Genomic DNA, 21,275 nt, shown 5'->3' with positions numbered 1-21,275 from the left:
ATCAACCTCTCGTTTCGGGGCGTGGGTTTCTCAGACGGTGGCGGCGACGGAGTCGGCGAGGATCTGCAGGCCGGTTTCCAGATCGCTGCGGGTGGTGGTCAACGGCGGAAGCAGTTTCACGACCTCGTCGGAGGGGCCACTGGTCTCCATCAGCGCACCCCGGTCGAAGGCGGCCCGGCACACCTGTTCGGCCAACTCGGACCGGTCGAAACGCAGACCCTGGGCCATCCCGCGCCCGCGTGCGGACACCCCCTCGAGCGGTGCGGCGATACGGTCCAGCCCGTCCCGCAGTAACGCACCTTTGTCGGCCGTCTCCTGCGCGAACTCCGTATTCGTCCAATAGGTTTCGAGTGCGGCAGTAGCGGTGACGAAGGCCGGGTTGTGGCCGCGGAACGTCCCGTTGTGCTCGCCGGGCGACCATACGTCCAGATCGCGGCGCAGCAGCGTCAGGGCCATCGGCAGCCCATAGCCGCTGATGGACTTCGACAGCGTGACGATATCGGGAACGATGCCGGCCGCCTCGAAGGAGAAGAACCCGCCCGTGCGGCCGCAGCCCATCTGGACATCGTCGACGATCAGCAGGATGTCGCGGTCGCGGCACAGGTCGGCCAGGGCGCGCAGCCAGTCCATCCGGGCCACGTTGAGCCCGCCCTCACCCTGGACGGTTTCGACGATCACCGCGGCGGGCCGGTTCAGGCCGCTGCCGGAGTCGTCGAGCACCCGCTCGAACCATCCGAAATCCTCGGTGACGCCGCCGAAGTAGTTGTCATAGGGCATCGGGGTGGCGTGCACCAGTGGGATACCGGCTCCGGCACGCTTCATCGAGTTGCCGGTGACCGACAGCGCGCCGAGGGTCATCCCGTGAAATGCGTTGGTGAAGCTGATGATCGACTCGCGGCCGGTCACCTTGCGTGCCAGTTTGAGCGCAGCCTCCACCGAATTCGCCCCCGTCGGGCCGGGAAATTGCACCTTGTAGTCGAGTCCCCGCGGGGTGAGGATCAGCCGGTCGAAGGTCTCCAGGAAGCGCTGCTTGGCGGCGGTGGCGATATCGAGCGAGTGCACGATGCCGTCAGCGGCCAGGTAGTCCAGCAGCGCGCGCTTGAGAATCGGGTTGTTGTGTCCGTAGTTCAGCGCGCCGGCACCGGCGAACATGTCGAGGAAGGTGCGACCCTCGGTGTCGGTGACCCAGGAATCCCGCGCGGTGGCCAATGTCGTCGGCCATGCGCGGCAGTAGCTGCGGACCTCGGACTCCACCGACGCGTACACCTCCGGAAGATCGGCCTCGGTCAGTGATGCGGCGTCGTGGAGCAGGGTCGGTTCGAGCAGCAAGAAACATCCTCCAATGGATATCGAGCCATCTCAGACGAGATGGTGTGGTGCACTGCGGTGCTGCAGCGCTCAGTCAGACCGAGATGGGTGCGGTCAACGGTCCGATGGACAGCAGCGGTTCATCGGCATGCATCAGGTCGGGATCGAGCTGCGCCGCGGTGAAGTGCGGCCGTTCGGTCAGCGGCACACCGTGACGGCGCGCGAAGGCGCCGAAGAACGCTCGCGAGGGCTCATTGTCCGGCGCCACCGTCGCCTCGACGGTCAGCGGCGCCCCGGGCCGGTCGGAGCGGATGCGGTCGCTCAGGTAGTCGAGCATGGCGGCGGCCAGGCCCATGCCTCGGGCCGCCGGGGCGACGGCGACCTGCCAGACGAACAACACCTCAGGTCGGCGCGGCGGTTGATAGCCAGTGATGAAACCCTGTATGCGACCGCCGATTTCAGCGACGATGGAGGTGTCGGCGAAATCGGTGGCCAGTAGCAGGTAGGCGTAGGTCGAATTGAGGTCCAGCACACCGGTTTCGGCGACGATGCGCCGGATGGCAAGGGCGTCGGAACCGTGGGGGCGGCGCAATACATGCGCCTCGATCTCGTCGGACCCGCGGGATTGATCCGGAGCCTTGGTCAAGCCGTTCATATTCAGTAAGAGTCACCACCGAGTGCGTTTTCGATCTGAACAGGTTTCGTGTCTTCGGTTCCTCGACCGTAGTCAGAAGCGTTGTCGCGGATCAACCGTGATGGGCGGCGCTGCCCGGCGGCGGGTGGCACTGCGACCAGCGCAAAGCCCGACAATTTCAGCGGGCCCTCGACGATACGGTCGTTACCCGATCGTGACCTTGTGTTCGATGATGTGACCGCGATACTCGCATCGATGATGCGGGGATGATGTGCGTAGGTGACGACCTGCGTGGCAGGCGGTAGACATGAGGACGTTATGAGAGTGCTGATCGTCGAGGACGAACCCCGGTTGAGTTCCACCCTGGCCATCGGCTTGCGCGCCGAGGGTTTCGTCGTCGTCGAGGCGTCCAACGGCGTGGACGGGCTCTGGCAGGCGTGCGAGAACGATTTCGACGTCGTGGTGCTCGACATCATGCTGCCCGGCCTCAACGGTTACGAGGTCCTGCGCCGGATGCGCGCCAAATCGGTGTGGACCCCGGTGCTCATGCTGACCGCCAAGGACGGCGAGTACGACCAGACCGACGCGTTCGACCTGGGTGCCGACGACTACCTGACCAAGCCGTTCTCGTTCATCGTGCTGGTCGCCCGGTTACGTGCGCTGGTGCGCCGCGCCGCGCCGCACCAACCGCCGGTGCTCACCGCGGGATCCCTGTCGGTCGATCCCGGCCGGCGCACGGTACAACGTGGCGACAAGGCGCTGTCGTTGACACCGCGCGAGTTCGGTCTGCTGGAGTACCTGATGCGCAACAAGAACGTCGCGGTCACCAAGGCCGACATCCTGCACAACGTCTGGGACGCCCACTACGACGGACCGGACAACGTCGTCGAGGTCTACGTCGGCTATGTCCGGCGCAAGATCGACATCCCGTTCGGCACCAGCACCATCGAGACCATCCGCGGCGTCGGTTACCGGCTGGCCGCAGACAGCTGAACCACCGCTCGGGTGCCGCCGCCGGGCCGGTCGGCGATGCTCACCCGGCCCCGGTGTGCGGCGACGATCTCGGCGACGATGGCCAGCCCCAGACCCGTCCCGCCGGCATCGCGTGACCGGCCCTCGTCGAGGCGCACGAACCGGTCGAAGACCCGGCGCCGGTCGCCGGCCGGGATCCCGGGGCCGTCGTCGCCGACGGTCAGCACCGCATCCTCACCGACGCTGCGCAATTCGATCTCGACCACCGATGCGGCATGGCGGGCCGCGTTGTCGAGCAGGTTGCGCAGCACCCGGGCCAGCGCACCGGGATCGCCGCTGACCCGCACCGGTTCGATGGCGGCAGTCACCTGCACACTCCCCCGCGCTTCCCGGCGTAACCGTTCGACCTCGGTGACCGCCACATCGTCGAGGTCGACATCATCGCGGCGCAGGTTCCAGCCGCGCTCGTCCGCGCGGGCGAGCAGCAACAGGTCGTCGATCAGCGAGCGCATCCGTTGCGCCTCGGGCATCAGGGTGTGCTGGGCCAGTTCGGTGTTGAGCAACTCCGGGTGGGCCTGGGCGACCTCGAGCGCGGAGATGATGGTGGCCAACGGGCTGCGCAGCTCATGGGATGCGTCGCCGACGAAGCGCTGTTGGGCGGCGTGGCCGGCCTCGACGCGGGCCAACATCTCGTTCATCGTCACTGCCAGCGCGGCGATCTCGTCGCGCCCCTCGGGCACCGGCACCCGCCCGGTCAGATCCGAGGTGGTGATCTCGGCGACCCGGGACCGGATATCGTCCACCGACCGCATGGAGCGACGCACCAGCAGATAGGTCGCGGCGGCGGACACCCCGATCACCACCGGTGCCGCCACGGCGAGCGCGCCGATCACGGTGGTGACCGTCGAGGTCACCGCACGGCTGCCCTCTCCGACGACGATGATGTAGCGGTCCGCATCGGGCCCGGTGATGCTCTGTGCACTGAACCGGATCGGCCCCAGCGCCGAATTGTGTTCGGGCATACCGATCAACGGGCCCGGCCCGATCTGGTCGATCGGGATCAGCGGCGTATCCGGCGCGCCGGGTGAGCGCCGCACCACCGCGCCCTGGTCATCGATCACCTGAACCGCGAGGATCCTGGTGTCGGTGGAGAGCAGTTCGGCGTCCAGGCCGGCCGGCCCACCGGTGGCGACCACGCCGGCCACGCGGGCAACCCGCGCCGCCGCGGCGTTGTCCACCCCCGTCAACATCGACTGATACAGCACCCAGGACACCACGATCGCCGTCACGGCGAGCGCGCCGAGCACCACACTGGCGGCCACGAACGCCGACCGTGCCGAAATCCCCCATTCGCCCGGCCGGCTCAGCACACGTCGCATCCGTCCACTGTGCCAAACAGTCGGCCGTCGATACCGCACAATATGGCGGTGTCCGACTCCAGCCCACGAACAAGCGACGAGCAGGTGCACGAGTGGTTCCTGCACCGCGGGCTGCCGCTGGTGCTGACCCGTCGGGTGCGGTCCCGAGGTCTGATCGAGCGGTCGGCACCGATGATCAGCTCCGTGGGCGCGTTGACGGCGGTGACGATGCTGCTGGCCGAGGTCACCGGTGACGGTCCCGACTACGGCTATGCCCTGCGCCTCGGCGTCATCGCGGTGATCCTGCTCGCCGCACCGTTCGCCCTCTATGCCCTGCACCATGTCGACACCGCGCTGGGCGATCTGGGCCGACGGTGGGGTGCCTGGTTGGTGATGGCCATCTTCGTCATCGTGATGCCGGTGACGGTCGACGGCTGGTCGGCCGCTGCGGCCGCTGAAGTCCCGCTGTTCCTGTTCATCTCGCTGGTCGCGATCTGGCTGACATATCTGGGCTTCGGATCGATTGCCGCCTGGGCATTCCGCTTCGCCTGGGTCCAGCTGGGCGCGCTCGGCACCCTGATGAGCCGCGCCCTGCCGCTGCTGATGCTGACCGTGGTGGTCTTTTTCACCGGCGAGCTGTGGCAGCTGGCGGCCCGCATGACCCGGCAACGACTCTGGGAGACAATCGGTTTCCTGGCGGTGGTGGCGCTGGTGTTCATGGTCACCACGATTCGCGACGAGGTGCAGGCGCTGCGTGAGGACCGGGCCGGGCCGACTGATCCGGCCCGGCTGCTGGCCGGGACCCCGCTGGCGCCGCCGGCCGGGCACCAGCCGGCCCGCAGCCCGCTTTCGCGGGCCGAGCAGGTCAACGTGGTGGCGGTCATGGTGGTGTCCCAGGCCATCCAGGTGGTGCTGTTCACCGCCGGCCTGTTCGCGTTCTTCCTCGCTCTCGGCGTCATCGCCATCCCGCATGAGGTGACCGTGCTGTGGGCCAGCGAGCAGACCTGCGATGTCGGTGAACCACCCTGTGCCGGAACATGGTTCGGTGTACACATCCCCATTCCACAGACGATGGTGCACACCTCGCTGTTCGTGGCGGTGCTGTCGGGTCTGTACTTCACCGTGAGCACCAGTGTCGACCCGCTCTACCGGCAACGCTTCTTCGAACCGCTCATCGCGGACGTCGCCGTCAGCCTGGCGGGCCGGGACGCTTATCTGGAGAGGGAGTCTCGCAGCTGAGTCTCAGGGATTGCCCTGCAAACTGGCAGAGTCGGACTTATGATCCCTACGCTGCGCATCGCCTCGAAAAACCCGGTGCGGGCAATCAACTGCGCAACACGGGATGAAGGGATGACGAACATGAGGAAATTTGTGCTGCCCGCCGTCGCTGCGATGTTCGCAGCCGGTGTTGCGCTCGCCGCTCCGGCCAGCGCCGACGAGACGGGCTATTTCACGGCGCTGACCGAGTACGGGTACGGCGACACTGCACAGGATGTCGCACTGGACCTGGGCTACTCGGTCTGCCAGGACCTGGCCAACGGCGTACCCATGCAGGTCACGCTCGATGCCATCTACGAGAACACCAACGAGAACGTCAACTACGAGGACGCGAACTTCATCTACAAGACCGCCATCGTCCACCTTTGCTGACGCTCGATGTGCACGGCCCCGCACCGGCGTGGTGCGGGCTCTTTGCATGTCCGGGCGGCCGGGCCGCCACCGCGCGTCCCCAGTTGACACCCGCGAGAATCATTGCGGCACCCAGCATTCCGGCCGTGCCCGGTGACTCCCCCGCCAGTCCGATTCCGATCAGCAGCGCCCAGAGCGGCTCGGTGCCCAGCATCAGCGCGACCCGCGCCGGCGTGCTGCGGCGTACCGCCCACATCTGCACCCCGAATGCGAACACCGTGCACGCCACGGCCAGATAGCCGGTCAACATCCACTGTCGGGCCGACATCTGCAGCACCAGGTCGGCCTGACCCAGCGCGGCCGCCGGAGCCGCGGTCGACACCGCCACGGTGCACAGCTGCACCAGTGTGACCGCCGCGGGATCCATTGCACCCGAACGCCGGGACATCACCGTGATGTGCACGGCTCGCAGGACGGCGGCCAGGGCCACCAATGCGTCACCGACACCTGGAGCGGCGAAACCCCCGGACTGGCTGAGCAGGGCGCAGCCGAGTGTCACCACGGCCGCGGGCAGATAGAACAACGGAGCGACACCGCCTCGACCCAGCAGTGGTGTGATGACCACGGTCAGCGCCATGATCAGCCCGGCGTTCGACGCAGATGTCTTTGTCACACCGTAGGTTTCGCACACGCAGATGGCGGCCAGGATCGAGCCGAAGAGCACTCCGGAGCACAGCTCAGCTCGCGTGACCCGGCTGAGCCGTCGCCCCAGCAGCGCGGCCAGCACCATCGCGGCGAGGGTGAAACGCACCGCAAGGAAGCCGAACACCCCATCCGGGACCGCCGACTCCTTGATGGCCAGATAGCTCGACCCCCACACCACAGCCACGGCGAGCAACGCGAGATCGGCACGGTAGCGGGACACCGGAACAGCGTGGCCGTCCACTGACCATGTAGTCCAGCTACTTGTTCTTACGTATAGCCTTAGAATTGCTACATGGATGCGTTCCGCCTGCGGATGCTGCGCGAACTCGCCGACCATGGGACGGTCGCCGCGGTCGCCGACGTGCTGTCGATGACCCCGTCCGCGGTATCCCAACAACTCAAGACGCTGCAACGCGAGGCCGGGGTGACGCTGTTGGAGCCCGCGGGTCGTCGGGTGCGACTCACCGATGCCGGACGGGTGCTGGTGGAACACGCCGATCGGGTGCTCGCGGCGCTGGACCGGGCGCAGGCCGACATGGCCAGCTACCGCAGCACCGCGCGCGGACGGGTGACGGTGTCACTGTTCCCATCGGGCGCGGCGATGCTGCTGGCACCGCTGATCGTCAACGCGCGGGCGCGTGGCGTCGAGGTAATCGGCCGCGATATCGACGTCGCGGCTTCCCAAGCGCGGCAACAACTCACCGAGTTCGACGTGGTGGTCGTGCACCGCGACGACCGCGATACCGGCCCCTGGGAACCGCGATTCGCCTCAACGGTGCTGCTGCGCGAACCCCTCGACGTGTTGCTGTGGCCCGGCCACCCGCTCGCGGGGCGGCCCGTGCTCGCACTGTCCGAACTCGCCGATCAGGACTGGATCGGCGTCGAGGGTGGACTGATGGTGGACGACGTCTTCAAGTCGATCGCCACCGTGACGGGGCTGACACCGCGGATCACGCAGCGGGTCAACGACTTCCGCGTGGTCGAAGAACTCGTGGGCGCACGTGTCGGGATTGCTCTGCTGCCCCGGTATGTCGCGCTGGCGCGCGATCTTGTCCGGCGGCCCATCGGTGACATCCGGCTGGCGCGCCGCATCGAGGCGGTCACCCGCAGCGGCGCCGAAGCGCGGCCGGCGATCGCGCTGGTGCTCGAGGAGCTCAGTGCGATCGCCGCCGCGGTCGGCCGGTGATGCCCTACAGGTACTGGCCCAGGTTGGACTCGGTGTCGATCGCCCTGCTGGCCGACGAACTCTTGCCCGTGACGAGCGTGCGGATGTAAACGATCCGCTCGCCCTTCTTGCCCGAGATGCGGGCCCAGTCATCCGGGTTCGTGGTGTTGGGCAGGTCCTCGTTCTCGGCGAACTCGTCGACGATCGAATCGAGCAGGTGCTGGATACGCAGACCCCGCGACCCGGTCTCCAGCACCGACTTGATGGCGTACTTCTTCGCGCGGTCCACGACGTTCTGGATCATGGCTCCGGAGTTGAAGTCCTTGAAGTACATGACCTCCTTGTCACCGTTGGCATAGGTGACCTCCAGGAAGCGGTTGTCGTCGATCTCGGCGTACATCCGGTCGACGACCTTCTCGATCATCGACTTGACCGTGAGCGCGCGGTCGCCACCGAACTCGTCGAGATCATCGGCGTTGACCGGCAGATCCTCGGTCAGATACTTGCTGAAGATGTCCTGCGCCGCTTCGGCGTCCGGTCGCTCGATCTTGATCTTCACATCCAGGCGGCCGGGCCGCAGGATGGCCGGATCGATCATGTCCTCACGGTTGGAGGCACCGATCACGATGACGTTCTCCAGGCCTTCCACACCGTCGATCTCCGACAGTAGCTGCGGCACGACCGTGGTCTCCACGTCCGAACTCACGCCGGTGCCGCGGGTCCGGAAGATCGAATCCATCTCGTCGAAGAACACGATGACCGGGGTGCCCTCGGACGCCTTCTCGCGGGCCCGCTGGAAGATCAGCCGGATGTGCCGCTCGGTCTCGCCGACGAACTTGTTCAGCAGCTCGGGTCCCTTGATGTTCAGGAAGTAGCTCTTGGCCTCCCGGGACTCCTCGCCGCGCAACTCGGCCATCTTCTTGGCCAATGAGTTGGCGACCGCCTTGGCGATCAGCGTCTTACCGCACCCGGGCGGACCGTAGAGCAGCACACCCTTGGGTGGGCGCAACGCATACTCCCGGTAGAGATCCTTGTGCAGGAACGGCAGTTCCACGGCATCGCGAATCTGCTCGATCTGACGCGTCAGGCCACCGATATCGCCGTAGCTGACGTCGGGGACCTCCTCGAGCACCAGGTCTTCCACCTCGGCCTTGGGAATGCGCTCGAAGGCGTATCCGGCCTTGGTGTCGACCAGCAGCGAATCGCCGGGACGCAGCTTGCGCGGCTGCCCGTCCTCGAGATCGTCGGCGGCCACCTCCACGCCCTCGGGCAGGAACTCCGCGGCGACCAGTGGTTCGGCCAGCCACACGATGCGCTCCTCATCGGCGTGGCCGACCACCAGCGCCCGGTGACCGTCGTCGAGGATCTCGCGCAGGGTGCTGATCTCCCCGACCGCTTCGAAGGTGCCGGCCTCCACCACCGTCAGCGCCTCGTTGAGCCGGACGGTCTGCCCCTGCTTGAGCGAGGCCGCCTCGATGTTGGGCGACAGCGTCAGGCGCATCTTGCGGCCGGAGGTGAAGACGTCGACCGTCTCGTCCTCGTAGGTGGCCAACAGCACGCCGTAACCGCTCGGGGGCTGTCCGAGCCGGTCGACCTCCTCGCGCAGCGCGAGCAGTTGCTGGCGGGCCTCCTTGAGGGTGTCCATCAGCTTGGCGTTGCGCGCGGCCAGCGAATCGATGCGCGCCTCGAGCTGCTGGACATCGCGGGCGGTCCGCAGGCCACTGCCCGCGCCCACCGTCTGTTCGAGTTGTTCACGAAGTGCCGCGGCTTCGCGGCGCAACCTCTCCAGTTCGGCAGCATCCTCGGCGGAAAAGCCCGAACGCTCGGATTCACTCATAGTTGCGCTCCCTCCCGCACCGAATGTTGGTGCAGTAACAACTTCAACGCTACCGGCGATTCAGCCTTTGTGTGTGGTCTAGGAATTCGACACACCAGCAACGCTGTTAACCTCACTGAATACTTGGCCCCGTAGAAAGGACCACTGTGCTCCTCAAAACCCTCGTCACCGGCTTCGTAACCAGCGCCGCGGCAGCCGGTCTGGTTACCGCTGCAGCGACGGGCGTGTCGTCGGTTACAGCCAGCAGCGCCCCGGCGATCACCCCCGTCGTGTGGGATACCCCGCTGCCGCAGCTGCCCGCACCCGATTTGGCGGCGCCGCTCACCCAGACCCTGACCGCGCTCGCCGGTCCCGGTTCGTTCTCCGGCAAGGCCCCCTACATCCAGGGTGGCGTCGGACGCATCGAGTCGATCGCCGCCGACCGCGCGTACAACAACGCGGCGCGCGAGGGCAAGTTCCCGCTGACCTTCAACGTGGCCGATATCGACGTCAACGGCCCGATCGCCACGGCCAACGTGACCGCGACCGCCGCCACCGGCGGCACCGCCACCCAGCCCGTGACCTTCATCGCCGGGCCGAGCCCCACCGGCTGGCAGGTCACCAAGCAGTCCGCACTGGCGCTGCTGTCGGCGGCCGGCTGACCGCAGGCCATGCGCCGCGCCGGATCCCCCGTCACTTCGCTCCGACCGAAGTTGGCATTGAGCGCCGTCACCTCGGTGGCGGCGCTCATGCTGTCGGGGTGTGGCGACGAGCCGGTGCCGCCCGCGCCCGAGCAGACCACCACCGCCTCGGCCGCGGCGGATGCGTCGGCGCCCGCAGCCCCGCTGCCGGCACCCGAGGCGCTCACCGGCGTGCTGAGCCGGCTGGCCGACCCTTCGATTCCCGGTGAACAGAAGGTGCCGCTGGTGCAGTTCGCGACGCCGCAGGATGCCGCCGCACTGGACCGGTTCGCCACCGCGACCGTCGACGCCGGCCTGGCCCCACTGACCTTCCAGGCCGCCGACCTGGTGTGGTCGGACACCGACTACGGCGATGTCGTGGCGACCGTGACGGTCGCGCCCGCCAATCCGATCCCCGGCACCGCGCCGTTCACCTTCCCGATGCAGTTCACCCTGCACGAGGGTGCCTGGCAGTTGACCCGCGACACGGCCGACCAACTGCTCGAGCTGCAGGCGCAGACACCGCTGCCGACACCCCCCCGCTGATACCGATGTGGATCGGCTGGCTCGACTGCGATCTGCTGCTCGGCGACGTGCACTCGCTCAAGCAGAAGCGATCGGTGATCCGCCCCGTCATCGCCGAACTGCGGCGCCGGTTCACCGTGTCCGCGGCCGAGACCGGGGCCCAGGAGCTGCACCGGCGTGCCAATATCGGGGTATCGGTGGTGGCCGCCGACCGCGCGCATGTCGTCGAGGTGCTCGACGCCGCCGAGCGGCTGGTTGCGGCCCGGCCCGAGTTCGACCTGCTGTCCACCCGCCGCGGATTGCACCGCAGCGACGATGAATGACCGCTAGACCTGCTGCTTGCGACGTTTGAGCGGTGTCGGGGCGACCGTGCCCGGAGCGAGCTTGCGCGCCGAGATCAGGAATGCGGTATGACCGCGCATGTTGTGCTGTGGCCGCACCGCCAGGCCTACGACGTTCCACCCGCGCTGCATGGTCTCCCAGGACCGCGGCTCGGTCCAGCACTGCTGTTCGCGCAGCGCCTCGACCGTGCGGGACAGTTGTGTGACGGTGGCGACATAGACGATCAGCACCCCACCGGCCACCAGCGCGCCGGCCACCGTGTCGAGCACCTCCCAGGGCGCGAGCATGTCCAGCACCACCCGGTCCACCTCGTTGTCCGGCCGCGCTGCGCCCGCCCCGGTGCCGTCTCCCGTCGCTGCGCTCGCCCCGGTGTCATCTCCCGTCGCTGCGCTCGCCCCGGTGTCATCTCCCGTCGCTGCGCTCGCCCCGGTGCCGTCTCCCGTGGGGTGCTCGTTCAGATCGGCGATGCGCAGGTCCCAATTGGCCGGTCGCTCGCCGAAGAACGTCTCGACATTCCGGATGGCGTGCACGGCGTGATCGTCGCGCACCTCGTAGGAGATGACCTGCCCGCTCGGACCGACGGCCCGCAGCAGCGAACACGTCAGCGCCCCCGAGCCGGCCCCGGCCTCCAGCACCCGCGCCCCGGGGAAGATATCGCCCTCGTGGACGATCTGGGCGGCGTCCTTGGGATAGATGACCTGCGCGCCGCGCGGCATGGACAGCACATAGTCGATCAACAGCGGGCGCAGCACCAGGAACGGATCGCCGTTGGTGGACTTGACGACGCTGCCCTCCGGCAGTCCGACCACCCCGTCGTGCGGGATCGCGCCGCGGTGGGTGTGGAACTCCGCGCCGGGGGCGAGCACCATCGTGTAGTGCCGCCCCTTGGCGTCGGTGAGTTGCACGCGATCGCCGACGACGAACGGACCAGTGATTGCCACGGGGCCCTAGCCTGCCAGACGCGCGGAGGCCGACCACGCCGGGATTGCCGAGGAATTGTCGGGGCCCGGGCATAGGCTCGGGGCATGAGCGTCGCCACCACAACCGGACCGGTAACCGGTCGGCGCCCCGCCCTGTCCCCGTCCCGGGCCGGTGATTTCAAGCAGTGCCCATTGCTGTACCGCTTCCGGGCCATCGATCGGCTGCCCGAGCCGGTGTCCCCGGCGCAGCTGCGCGGGTCGGTGGTGCACGCCGCGCTGGAGGATCTCTATGCGTTGCCCGCCGCGCAACGCGGCCATGACACCGCGCTGACCCTCGTCGACACCGCGCTCGACCGTGTCGCCGCCGAGAACGAGCAACTCGGCCGCGACCTCGACGCGGACCTACGGGCAGAGTTGGTACGCGACGCCCGCAAGTTGCTGTCCGGGTACTACCGGCTCGAGGACCCCACCCGGTTCGATCCCGACAGTTGCGAGCAACGGGTCGAGGTCGAGCTCGAGGACGGCACCCTGCTGCGTGGCTTCGTCGACCGCATCGACATCGCGGCCACCGGCGAGATGCGCGTGGTCGATTACAAGACCGGCAGGGCGCCGTCGGAGCTGTGGGCGCTGGCCGAGGCCAAGGCGCTGTTCCAGATGAAGTTCTACGCGGTGGCGCTGTGGCGGTCCCGCGGCGTGCTGCCTGCCCGGTTGCGGCTGATCTACCTCGCCGACGGTCAGCTGCTGGACTACTCCCCCGATCCCGACGAGTTGGTGCGATTCGAGCGCACCCTGACCGCGATCTGGCGCGCCATCCAATCCGCGGGCAGCACAGGGGATTTCCGGGCCAAGCGGTCCAAACTGTGCGACTGGTGCGCGCACCGGGCGCTGTGCCCCGAGTTCGGCGGCACGCCGCCGCCCTACCCGGGCTGGCCGGAGGCGCCGGCCGAATGACCGCGTCGCACACCGTCGGACCGCGCACCCCGCACTATCGGCGGCTCGGATCCGACGGTGAGATCCAGCTGTTCGAATCGACGATCGGTACGGCGAGCAATTGGGATGCCGCCATCCAGCACGGCTCACCGCCGCTGGCCCTGCTGACCAAGGCCATCGAGGAGCTCTACGATGACCGGCCGCAGCTGCGGGTGGGTCGGCTACTGCTGGACATCCTGGGCGCCATCCCGGTGGCCCCCGTGCAGGTGCGGGCGTGGGTGCAGCGGCCGGGTGCGCGCATCACCCTGGCCGTCGCGGAGATGAGTGCCACCGATGCGCCGGAACGCCCGGTGGCCCGGGTCAGTGCGTGGCTGCTGGCCACCAGTGACACCGCCGATGTCCGCACCGACCGGTACCCGCCGCTGACCGAGGGTGCGGCAGTGGACAATCCGCACGGCTGGATGGGCGCCCCGGGATATCTGGAGACGGTCAGTTGGCGCAGCCAGACCGCCACACCGGGTGCGGCCGCGGAGGCTTGGATGAGTCCGTTGGTCCCGCTGGTCGACGACGAGCCGACGACCCCGCTGCAGCGGCTGGCCCAGGTGGTCGATTCGGCCAACGGGATCGGCGCCGCATTGGACCCGACCCGCTTCGTCTTCATGAACACCGACACCGCCGTGCATCTGCACCGGGTTCCGCGCGGGACGGATTTCGGTCTGCGTGCCCGGGGTTCCATCGGCCCCGACGGTATCGGGGTGACGACGGCCGAGATCTACGACCGGGACGGCTTCATCGGTACCTCGGCGCAGACCCTGCTGGTCCAGCGCGTCCGGTGATCGACGCGCTGCGCCGTCAGTTCGACGTGGCCTGGGCGTTGACCGACCTGCACCTCTCGGCCCTGACCGACGACGACTTCCTGTGGGCACCGACCGATCTGGTGTGGACCCTGCATCCCGATGCGACCGGCGGGTGGGTCGCCGACTGGGCCGAGTCCGAACCCGACCCGCTCCCGGTGCCCACCATCGGGTGGCTCACCTGGCACATCATCTTCTGGTGGTCGGCGACGCTGGATGTCGTCGCCGGAGAACCGCCGCGGGCGGCAGCCGCCGTTCGCTGGCCCGGCCCGGCACACGCCGTGTCGGAGATCCGCGCCCTGCAGCGACGCTGGCACAGCCTGCTGAACGAGCTGACAGACGACGACCTCGCACGGCCGTTGTCGTTTCCGTGGGGGGCAGGCGTCGAGCGGCCGCTGCTGGACACGGCGCTGTGGCTCAACGTCGAGCTGACCAAAAACGGCGCCGAGATCGGCCAGTTGCGGTTACTGCGGGCCACTCACCAGTGAATATCGTCTTGCATCTATATAGACGATATGCAATCCTCGGGATGTGGATGTCTTCGAGGCGGTTGCCGAGCCCAGTCGACGCGTACTGCTGGACGCGCTGCGTGACGGGGAGCGCTCGGCCGGCGAGCTCGTCGCGAGCCTGCCCGGGCTGACCCAACCAACGGTGTCGCGGCACCTGCGGGTGCTGCGGGAGGTCGGTCTCGTGGAAGTGCGCTCGGACGCCCAGCGCCGCATCTATGCGCTGCGCGCAGACGGTCTGGTCGAGATGGACGACTGGCTCAACCGCTACCGGCACTTCTGGTCGGCACATCTGGACGCGCTGGCGCGTCACCTCGACGACACGGAGCCGACATGACCGATACGCCCGGCGAACTCGTCGTCGACGGAGACCGTGCCACCTTGCGCTTCGAACGCTGGTTCCCACAGCCGCCCGCCACGGTATGGGCGGCGATCACCGAGCCGGCCCAGCGCGCCCGGTGGATGGGCCACACCGAGATCGAGCCCCGCCTCGACGGACGAATCGTCATGATTCCCGCCGACCCGCCGGGTCCCGACGAGGCCAAGCGGATGACCGGGCGAATCACCGTATGGGACCCGCCGCGGGTCTTGGAACACGAATGGCAGCAGCGCATCGTGGAACCCGGGGTGGTGCGTTACGAACTGCACGCCGAGAACGGTGGAACCCGGTTGCTGTTGACCCACCGCGGTCTCGGCGTCCGCAACGCGAGCGGCTTCCGCCCGGGGACCCACGCGTTTCTCGATCGGCTGCGCGCGCTGTTCGACAACACACCACTGCCGCCGTGGAACGAGCGGTATCGCCAACTGGCGCAGACGATCTACACCGGAACAGAGGTTCACCATGTCTGATACCCCACCCACCGTCACGGTCGCCCACCACTCCGGTTTCGGGCACACCGCCACGCTGGCCGCCGCAGTTGCCGACGGCGCCCGCACCGGTGGCGCCCGCGTCAGCACGCTGACGCTGGACACCCTGACCGACGCGGACTGGACCACCCTGGACGGGTCGGATGCCATCATCTTCGGTGCGCCGACGTACATGGGCAACATCTCGGCCGGCTTCCAGACTTTCGCCGAACAGACCGGGCGACGCTGCATGACCGGTGCCTGGCGGGACAAGGTCGCCGCCGGGTTCACCAACTCGGGCGCCAAGAGCGGAGACAAGCTCAACGCGCTGACCTCGCTGTCGGTCTTCGCCGCCCAGCACCACATGCACTGGGTCAACCTGGGCCTGGGGCCCGGCTGGAACAGCGGCACAGGCAGCGAGCACGACCTGAACAGGCTGGGGTTCTGGTTGGGCGCCGGGGCGCAGACCGATGTCGACGCCGACCCGCAAGGCGTCCATCCCGCAGACCTGGCCACCTTCAGGCATCTGGGCCGGCGCGTGGCGCTGGTGACCGCCCAACTCACCGCCGGACGGGCGGCTACGTCAGCGGTTTGAGGTCCTGAAGCAGCGTGGGTACCAGTTCGCTGACGGTCGGATGGATGTGCATGGTGCGCGATATCGCGGTGTAGGGCAGTTTCGCGGTCATGATGTCCAGGATCGAGTGCACCACCTCGTCGCCGCCGACACCGAGGATCGACGCCCCGAGGATCTCGCCGGTCTCGGCGTCCACCACCACCTTCATGAAGCCCTGGGTCTCCCCCTTTTCCACCGCGCGGCCGACCCTGGTCATCGGACGCTTGCCCACCAGCGCCTTTCGGCCCGAGCGCAGCACCTCGGCGGCGGTCAGTCCGGCGCGGCCGAGTGGCGGGTCGATGTAGAGCGCGTAGGTCGGTACCCGGTCGCTGACCCGGCGGGGGTCGTCGTCGAGCAGGTTCGCCGCGACGATCTCGAAATCGTTGTACGAGGTGTGGGTGAACGCGCCCTTGCCGTTGCAGTCGCCCATCGCCCAGATGTGTTCGACGGAGGTGCGCAACTGGTCGTCGACCTCGATATAGCCGCGGGCATCGGTACGTACGCCGGCCTTGTCCAGGCCCAGATCGTCGGTATTGGGTGCGCGCCCCACGGCGATCAACGCGTGACTGCCCGTGATCGCCTCGGCGCCGGCCCGCGGTGTCACTTCGAAACCGTTGTCCCGCTTCAAGAATCGGATGTCGTCAGCGCCGGTGTGCACGATGATGCCCTCGGCCTCCAGAATTTCGCGGATCGCCGCGGACACGTCCTCGTCCTCGCGGGAGGTCAGTCGCGCTCCGCGCTCGATCACGGTGACCGCAGCCCCGAACCGCCGGTACATCTGCGCGAATTCCAGCGCGATGTAACTGCCCCCGATGACGACGAGATGTTCAGGGACACTGTCGAGTTCCAGCACGGATACATTCGTCAGATACTCGATATCGGACAGGCCCGGCAGGTTGGGCACCACCGCCCGGCCGCCGACATTGAGAAAGATCCGGTCGGCGCTGATGCGCCGACCGTCGACGTCCATGGTGTGCGGATCGACGAAACGGGCGTGCCCGCGCAGCAACGTCGCACCGTCCATCCCCTCGATCCAGGATTCCACCCCGCTGCGGTCGGATTCGACGATGCCGTCCTTGCGGGCCTTGACCTTGGCCATGTCGACGGTCACCGTGCCGGTGCCGATGCCGAAATCGGCTGCGCGGCGGGCGATGTGCGCCGTGTGAGCGCTGGCCACCAGCGTCTTGGTGGGGATGCAGCCGTAGTTGACGCAGGTTCCGCCGACCAGCTTGCGCTCGATCACCGCGACCCGGTGGCCGGCATCGGTGAGCCGGCCGGCCAGCGGCGGCCCGGCCTGCCCCGCGCCCACGATGATGGCGTCGAAATGCGTTGTCTGCGACATCAGATCAGCGATGCCAGGAAGACCACGACGAATCCGCCCACCACCGCGATCACGTCCTCGACGAGAGCCACCGGGAGATCCTTGCCGCCGTTGCGCTCGACGAGTGCCTTGCGGGCCCGGTATCCGCCCATGGTGCCCACTACCGCGCCGACCACGCCGGCGCCGATACCGGAGACCACGTTGCCGCCCGATGCGTCACCGATGACACCACTGACCAGCACCGCACCGGCGAAGGCACCGGTGAACAGTCGCGCGGCGAACTGCATGGTCACCGTGCGCGGCGGTGTGCTGGGCAACTGATCCGTGACCAGTTCGACCACCAGCAGGATCGTCAGCACCGTGACGGTGATCGGGTGGGTCAACCAGTCGGCCCAGGTGCCGTCCAGGTCGATCCACCCGAGCAGACCACCCCAGGCCACCACGGCCGGCGGGGTGAGCGCGCGCAGACCGGCAACCACGCCGATGAGCAACGCCAACAACAGAACCAGGACCACCGTCATGACCACCTCCGCGCCGGACCAGCTGACCTCGCGACGCTAACACGCAGGGCGGCGGTGGGCCGGGTGATCCACCGCCGGATCAGAACCGGCAGAACCGGATATCCGACGCCAGGATGGCCTTGGCCCCGATCGCGGCGAGCTCGTCCATGATGGTGTTGACGGTCCGGCGCGGCACCAGTGCCCGCACCGCCACCCACTCCGGATCGGCCAGCGGCGCGATCGTCGGCGATTCCAGGCCCGGTGTGACGGCGGTGGCCTGCTCCAGAACCGTGCGGGGGCAGTCGTAGTCGAGCATCAGGTACTGCTGGCCGAACACCACACCCTGAACCCGGGCGGCCAACTGGTCGCGCGCCGGGTCGGGTTCGGAATCGGCCCGTTCGATCAGGATGGCCTCCGAATCGCACAGAGAGTCCCCGAAGGCCACCAGGTTGTGCAGTCGCAGGGTCCGTCCCGAACCAACGATGTCGGCGATCACATCGGCCACGCCCAGCTGGATCGAGATCTCCACCGCGCCGTCGAGCCGGATGACGGTGGCGTCGATTCCCTTGGCCGCGAGGTCGTTTCGGACCAGATTCGGGTACGCGGTGGCGATCCGCCTGCCCGCCAGTTCGGCCACCTGCCAGTCCCGGCCGGCCGGCGCGGCGTAGCGGAACGTCGAAGACCCGAAGCCGAGCGCCAACCGCTCCTTGACCGGCGCGTCGGCGTCGGCGGCCAGGTCGCGCCCGGTGATGCCGAGGTCCAGTTCACCCGAACCGACGTAGATCGCGATGTCCTTGGGCCGCAGGAAGAAGAACTCGACGTTGTTGGCCGGGTCGATCACGGTCAGGTCCTTGGGATCGGTACGCCGGCGGTAGCCGGCCTCCGACAGGATCTCTGATGCCGATTCGCTGAGTGCGCCCTTGTTGGGCACGGCGACGCGCAACACGGTTACAGGTTCCGGTAGACGTCGTCGAGGCCGAGCCCCCGGGACAGCATCAGCACCTGGGTCCAGTAGAGCAATTGGCTGATCTCCTCGGCCAGCGCCTCGTTGCTCTCGTGCTCGGCGGCCAGCCAGACCTCGCCCGCCTCCTCGATGATCTTCTTGCCGAGACCGTGAACCCCGGCGTCCAGCGCGGCAACGGTACCGCTGCCCGCCGGGCGGGTCTGCGCTTTCTCACTGAGTTCGGCGAACAGGGCGTCGAAGGTCTTCACGGACGACGATTGTTTCACGGGCGCGACGGAACGCCCAACGGGATTGCGCCACGGCGGTCAATGCGGCTGCGTCGCCGACCCGAGTCGGTTGACGGCGTCGAGTACCCGGGCCGGCTCCAGCGGCGTGCTGAAGTAGAAGCCCTGCGCGGTATCGCAGCCGTGCCGGGTCAGCCAGTCCGCGGTGTCGGCGTCCTCGACGCCCTCGGCGACCACCGCGATCCCGAGGGTGCGGGTCAGCTCGATCACGGCGCCGACGATGGCGGCGGCCCGCCGATCGGTGGTGACCCCGGCGATGAAGTGCTGGTCGAGTTTGACCTCGTCGACGACGAGGTCGCGCAGGTAGGACAGCGCCGAATATCCGCTCCCGAAATCGTCGATGGCCACCTGGATTCCCCGTCCGCGCAACTCCTGCAGCACCGTGGTGACCGTGTCCAGCTCGGTGAGCACGAGGTCCTCGGTGATCTCCACGGTGAGCAGACCGTGCGGCAACCGGCGGTCGTCGAGGCGCCGGCACAGCTCCGCGGGCAGGTCGGTATCGCGCAACATCGGGGCGAACAGGTTGATCGCGACCGGGATGTCCCACCCCCGTGATCGCCACCCGGCGGCGTCGTCGAGCACCTTGTTCACCACCAGATCGGACACCGGGCGCATCAGGCCATGCCTGCGCACCAACGACAGGAAGGTGTCGGGTCGTAGCGTGCCCAGGCGCGGGTGTGGCCACCGCAGCAGTGCTTCCACACCGCTGGCCTTGCGGCTGACCAGGTTCACCTTCGGCTGATAGGCGACCTCGATGCGGCCGTGGTCGATCGCATCGCGCAACTCGCCGAGCAACCGGATCTGTTCGGCACCGCCGCCCGCGGCGCCGTTGTCGCGACGGTCGGTCAGATCGGCGTGGGTGGAGGCGAGCTCGTCGTCGAAGATTCTCATCTCGGCGGTCTTGGAGCGTTTCGCCGCGGACATCGCGATATCGGCACGCGTCAGCAGCGCCTGCGCGGTCAGCGTGGGCTCGGCATCGGTCGCGGTGGCCATCCCGATACTGGGCCGTAGGAACACCTCCTGGCCGTCGACGACGAACGGCAGGCCGAACGCGTCGGAAAGCCGGCGCGACACCAACTGGTGGTCATCGGCGCCGCCCTCCAGCAGCACGGCGAATTCGTCCCCGCCCAGCCGGGCGACGGTGTCGCCGGTGCGCACCGACTCGATGCAGCGTTGTCCCGCCTCGGCCAGCAGCCGGTCAGCCATCGAGTGCCCGAGGCTGTCGTTGACCAGGGAGAAGTCGTCGAGGTTCAGCACGATGACGGTGATGGGCCGGTCATCGCGGGTGCGCAGCAACATCGCATGATCCAGCTGCTCGTCGAACAACGTCTGATTGGCCAGGCCCGTCAGCGGATCGCGGAGCGCCTGATCGGCCGCATCCGCGAGCAACCTGCGGTTGTCCCACGCCGACAGGATCTGCCGACCGCAGACGACGACCATCAACATCTGCACCAGCACGCTCTCGAACCCGCGCATCACGATGGCCGGGCCGATCACCCCGACGAGCAGTAACGGGACGTAGGGCAACCACAGCGAGGAGTGCGACGGCACCGGCGCAGGGCGGTTCGGTGCCGGTGCGGGCCGTCGGCTCACCACCGCTGCGACGGCGAACAGGGCCATCGCGGCGGCCCACAACAGGTCGATCGGGTTACCGGTTTCGTAGCGGCCCTCGATCAGCAGGAACGCCAGGGCGACATCGGCGATGGTGATCAGGGCGATGGCGCCGGTGACGATCGCCAGCGCCACCGGACGGCGCCGCCGGGACCGGGCCAGGGCCAGCACGGCGATGGACAGCACCACCATGTCCACCACCGGGGTGACCAACGCCAGCGTCAGATCGACGCCGTCATCGCGCAGCATGTCGACCACGCGATTGAGACTGAAGATCCAGGCCAGCAGGAAGATGCACAGCGATACGGTCAGCGCGTCGAGTGCCAAATGGAGTCGCGACACCAGCGTTCCCGAGGCGAGCAACTGAGCCAGTCCGGCCGCCACGAGCACGCTGAATGCCAGGTAGAACAGGTCGGCCGGGGACGGTGACGGTGGCTGGCGCAGCAACACGTCGTATACCAGCCAGACCGCGTCACCGGTCGCCCACGCGACCAGCGCGATGGCGAGGATCAGCCACGCCCGCCGCGACGGTCCGTCCTCGGTGCGGGCGGCGACGATGGCACAGCCGGCGGCGTAGGCCGACAGGGCCAGCGACAACGCATCGTTGAGGGTGGGCATGAACGCCGCGTCGCGGCCGAGCACCATCGTCAGCGCCAGGGCCACCACCAGCACGGCGGGCACGGTGAGCGCGGCGGTGTCGCGCCCCGGCAACCGGTTCACCCGCTCACCTCCACTGCTCGGTCATGATCCGCACACAAGGTAATGGTGCGTCCGACGTGTCGCAGATCACCC

Annotated in this window: 24 protein-coding genes; 13 read left to right on the top strand and 11 right to left on the bottom strand. The window is 68.1% G+C overall.

What is annotated here, in order from left to right; genetic code table 11:
* Positions 1-30: 30 nt before the first annotated feature.
* Together ectB and ectA are read right to left on the bottom strand one after the other, a co-directional pair.
* Positions 31-1,329 (bottom strand): diaminobutyrate--2-oxoglutarate transaminase, encoded by a 1,299-nt coding sequence (ectB, locus tag BST17_RS01305; RefSeq protein WP_234807490.1) that lies wholly within the window; start codon positions 1,327-1,329, stop codon positions 31-33.
* Between the two features lie 73 nt (positions 1,330-1,402).
* Positions 1,403-1,963, bottom strand: a complete 561-nt coding sequence (gene ectA, locus BST17_RS01300; RefSeq protein WP_083054786.1) for a diaminobutyrate acetyltransferase — start codon at positions 1,961-1,963, stop codon at positions 1,403-1,405.
* A 297-nt stretch (positions 1,964-2,260) separates the two neighbouring features.
* Between ectA and BST17_RS01295 the strand changes: the two genes are divergently transcribed.
* Entirely contained in the window at positions 2,261-2,935 is a 675-nt protein-coding gene (locus tag BST17_RS01295) for a response regulator transcription factor (protein WP_083054784.1), read from the top strand.
* Here the strand turns inward: BST17_RS01295 and BST17_RS01290 are convergent.
* The gene (locus tag BST17_RS01290; protein ID WP_083054782.1) at positions 2,911-4,293 is read right to left on the bottom strand and encodes a HAMP domain-containing sensor histidine kinase; all 1,383 of its coding nucleotides are present in this window, start codon (positions 4,291-4,293) and stop codon (positions 2,911-2,913) included. The two genes, BST17_RS01295 and BST17_RS01290, sit on opposite strands and share 25 nt — an antisense overlap.
* A 42-nt stretch (positions 4,294-4,335) precedes the next feature.
* Here BST17_RS01290 and BST17_RS01285 point away from each other — a divergent pair, with 42 nt between their 5' ends.
* Both BST17_RS01285 and BST17_RS01280 read left to right on the top strand, forming a co-directional pair.
* A complete protein-coding gene (locus tag BST17_RS01285) occupies positions 4,336-5,511 on the top strand; it encodes a hypothetical protein (protein ID WP_083054780.1) in 1,176 nt (391 codons plus the stop codon).
* Between the two features lie 120 nt (positions 5,512-5,631).
* Positions 5,632-5,922 carry a DUF732 domain-containing protein gene (locus BST17_RS01280; protein ID WP_165762183.1) on the top strand — a complete coding sequence of 97 codons (291 nt, stop codon included), beginning with the start codon at positions 5,632-5,634 and terminating at the stop codon, positions 5,920-5,922.
* Here the strand turns inward: BST17_RS01280 and BST17_RS01275 are convergent.
* Positions 5,888-6,826, bottom strand: coding sequence for a DMT family transporter (locus tag BST17_RS01275; RefSeq protein WP_083054776.1), 939 nt, complete (start codon positions 6,824-6,826; stop codon positions 5,888-5,890). The genes BST17_RS01280 and BST17_RS01275 overlap by 35 nt on opposite strands.
* A 72-nt stretch (positions 6,827-6,898) precedes the next feature.
* Here BST17_RS01275 and BST17_RS01270 point away from each other — a divergent pair, with 72 nt between their 5' ends.
* Positions 6,899-7,792 (top strand): LysR family transcriptional regulator, encoded by an 894-nt coding sequence (locus tag BST17_RS01270; RefSeq protein ID WP_083054774.1) that lies wholly within the window; start codon positions 6,899-6,901, stop codon positions 7,790-7,792.
* Between the two features lie 4 nt (positions 7,793-7,796).
* On the opposite strand, the gene arc is transcribed toward BST17_RS01270, so the two are convergent.
* Positions 7,797-9,608 (bottom strand): proteasome ATPase, encoded by a 1,812-nt coding sequence (gene arc / locus BST17_RS01265; protein WP_083054772.1) that lies wholly within the window; start codon positions 9,606-9,608, stop codon positions 7,797-7,799.
* A 146-nt stretch (positions 9,609-9,754) separates the two neighbouring features.
* Here arc and BST17_RS01260 point away from each other — a divergent pair, with 146 nt between their 5' ends.
* Genes BST17_RS01260 through BST17_RS01250 form a run of 3 tightly spaced genes read left to right on the top strand, consistent with a single transcriptional unit; the run spans position 9,755 to position 11,115 of the window.
* Entirely contained in the window at positions 9,755-10,249 is a 495-nt protein-coding gene (locus BST17_RS01260; RefSeq protein ID WP_083054770.1) for an MTB12 family secreted protein, read from the top strand.
* 9 nt (positions 10,250-10,258) lie between these two features.
* Positions 10,259-10,813, top strand: coding sequence for a lipoprotein LppK (locus BST17_RS01255; protein ID WP_083054768.1), 555 nt, complete (start codon positions 10,259-10,261; stop codon positions 10,811-10,813).
* 5 nt (positions 10,814-10,818) lie between these two features.
* Entirely contained in the window at positions 10,819-11,115 is a 297-nt protein-coding gene (locus BST17_RS01250) for a DUF503 domain-containing protein (protein WP_083054766.1), read from the top strand.
* Between the two features lie 3 nt (positions 11,116-11,118).
* Here BST17_RS01250 and BST17_RS01245 read toward each other — a convergent pair whose 3' ends face one another.
* Positions 11,119-12,075, bottom strand: a complete 957-nt coding sequence (locus BST17_RS01245) for a tRNA (adenine-N1)-methyltransferase (RefSeq protein WP_207573544.1) — start codon at positions 12,073-12,075, stop codon at positions 11,119-11,121.
* A gap of 84 nt (positions 12,076-12,159) precedes the next feature.
* Here BST17_RS01245 and BST17_RS01240 point away from each other — a divergent pair, with 84 nt between their 5' ends.
* The 6 genes from BST17_RS01240 to BST17_RS01215 are packed head-to-tail and all read left to right on the top strand — an operon-like array spanning position 12,160 to position 15,785.
* Positions 12,160-13,005, top strand: a complete 846-nt coding sequence (locus tag BST17_RS01240; protein ID WP_083054764.1) for a RecB family exonuclease — start codon at positions 12,160-12,162, stop codon at positions 13,003-13,005.
* Positions 13,002-13,820 (top strand): thioesterase family protein, encoded by an 819-nt coding sequence (locus BST17_RS01235; RefSeq protein ID WP_083054762.1) that lies wholly within the window; start codon positions 13,002-13,004, stop codon positions 13,818-13,820. Before BST17_RS01240 ends, BST17_RS01235 begins: the two co-directional genes overlap by 4 nt.
* Positions 13,817-14,326 (top strand): DinB family protein, encoded by a 510-nt coding sequence (locus BST17_RS01230; RefSeq protein WP_083054760.1) that lies wholly within the window; start codon positions 13,817-13,819, stop codon positions 14,324-14,326. The genes BST17_RS01235 and BST17_RS01230 overlap by 4 nt, the downstream gene beginning before the upstream one ends.
* 43 nt (positions 14,327-14,369) lie before the next feature.
* Positions 14,370-14,681 (top strand): ArsR/SmtB family transcription factor, encoded by a 312-nt coding sequence (locus tag BST17_RS01225; RefSeq protein ID WP_083054758.1) that lies wholly within the window; start codon positions 14,370-14,372, stop codon positions 14,679-14,681.
* Positions 14,678-15,193, top strand: coding sequence for an SRPBCC family protein (locus tag BST17_RS01220; protein ID WP_083054756.1), 516 nt, complete (start codon positions 14,678-14,680; stop codon positions 15,191-15,193). The genes BST17_RS01225 and BST17_RS01220 overlap by 4 nt, the downstream gene beginning before the upstream one ends.
* Entirely contained in the window at positions 15,186-15,785 is a 600-nt protein-coding gene (locus BST17_RS01215) for a flavodoxin family protein (protein ID WP_083054754.1), read from the top strand. The genes BST17_RS01220 and BST17_RS01215 overlap by 8 nt, the downstream gene beginning before the upstream one ends.
* Here the strand turns inward: BST17_RS01215 and BST17_RS01210 are convergent.
* The 5 genes from BST17_RS01210 to BST17_RS01190 all read right to left on the bottom strand — a co-directional run bounded on the left by BST17_RS01210 (position 15,769) and on the right by BST17_RS01190 (position 21,203).
* Positions 15,769-17,145: an FAD-containing oxidoreductase gene (locus tag BST17_RS01210; protein ID WP_083054752.1), complete on the bottom strand. Its 1,377-nt coding sequence runs from the start codon at positions 17,143-17,145 to the stop codon at positions 15,769-15,771. The genes BST17_RS01215 and BST17_RS01210 overlap by 17 nt on opposite strands.
* Entirely contained in the window at positions 17,145-17,645 is a 501-nt protein-coding gene (locus BST17_RS01205) for a DUF4126 family protein (RefSeq protein WP_083054749.1), read from the bottom strand. The genes BST17_RS01210 and BST17_RS01205 overlap by 1 nt, the downstream gene beginning before the upstream one ends.
* 79 nt (positions 17,646-17,724) lie before the next feature.
* Positions 17,725-18,570: an ATP phosphoribosyltransferase gene (hisG, locus tag BST17_RS01200; protein WP_083054747.1), complete on the bottom strand. Its 846-nt coding sequence runs from the start codon at positions 18,568-18,570 to the stop codon at positions 17,725-17,727.
* Positions 18,571-18,572: 2 nt separating this feature from the next.
* Positions 18,573-18,854 carry a phosphoribosyl-ATP diphosphatase gene (locus BST17_RS01195; protein WP_083054745.1) on the bottom strand — a complete coding sequence of 94 codons (282 nt, stop codon included), beginning with the start codon at positions 18,852-18,854 and terminating at the stop codon, positions 18,573-18,575.
* A gap of 39 nt (positions 18,855-18,893) precedes the next feature.
* Positions 18,894-21,203: a putative bifunctional diguanylate cyclase/phosphodiesterase gene (locus BST17_RS01190; RefSeq protein ID WP_234807488.1), complete on the bottom strand. Its 2,310-nt coding sequence runs from the start codon at positions 21,201-21,203 to the stop codon at positions 18,894-18,896.
* Between the last annotated feature and the right edge of the window lie 72 nt (positions 21,204-21,275).

Origin of the sequence: Mycolicibacterium bacteremicum, assembly GCF_002086115.1 — a bacterium.
Taxonomy (GTDB): domain Bacteria; phylum Actinomycetota; class Actinomycetes; order Mycobacteriales; family Mycobacteriaceae; genus Mycobacterium; species Mycobacterium bacteremicum.
The sequence above is the reverse complement of the archived record's forward strand: the minus strand, read 5'-3'. Positions and strand labels throughout refer to the sequence as shown.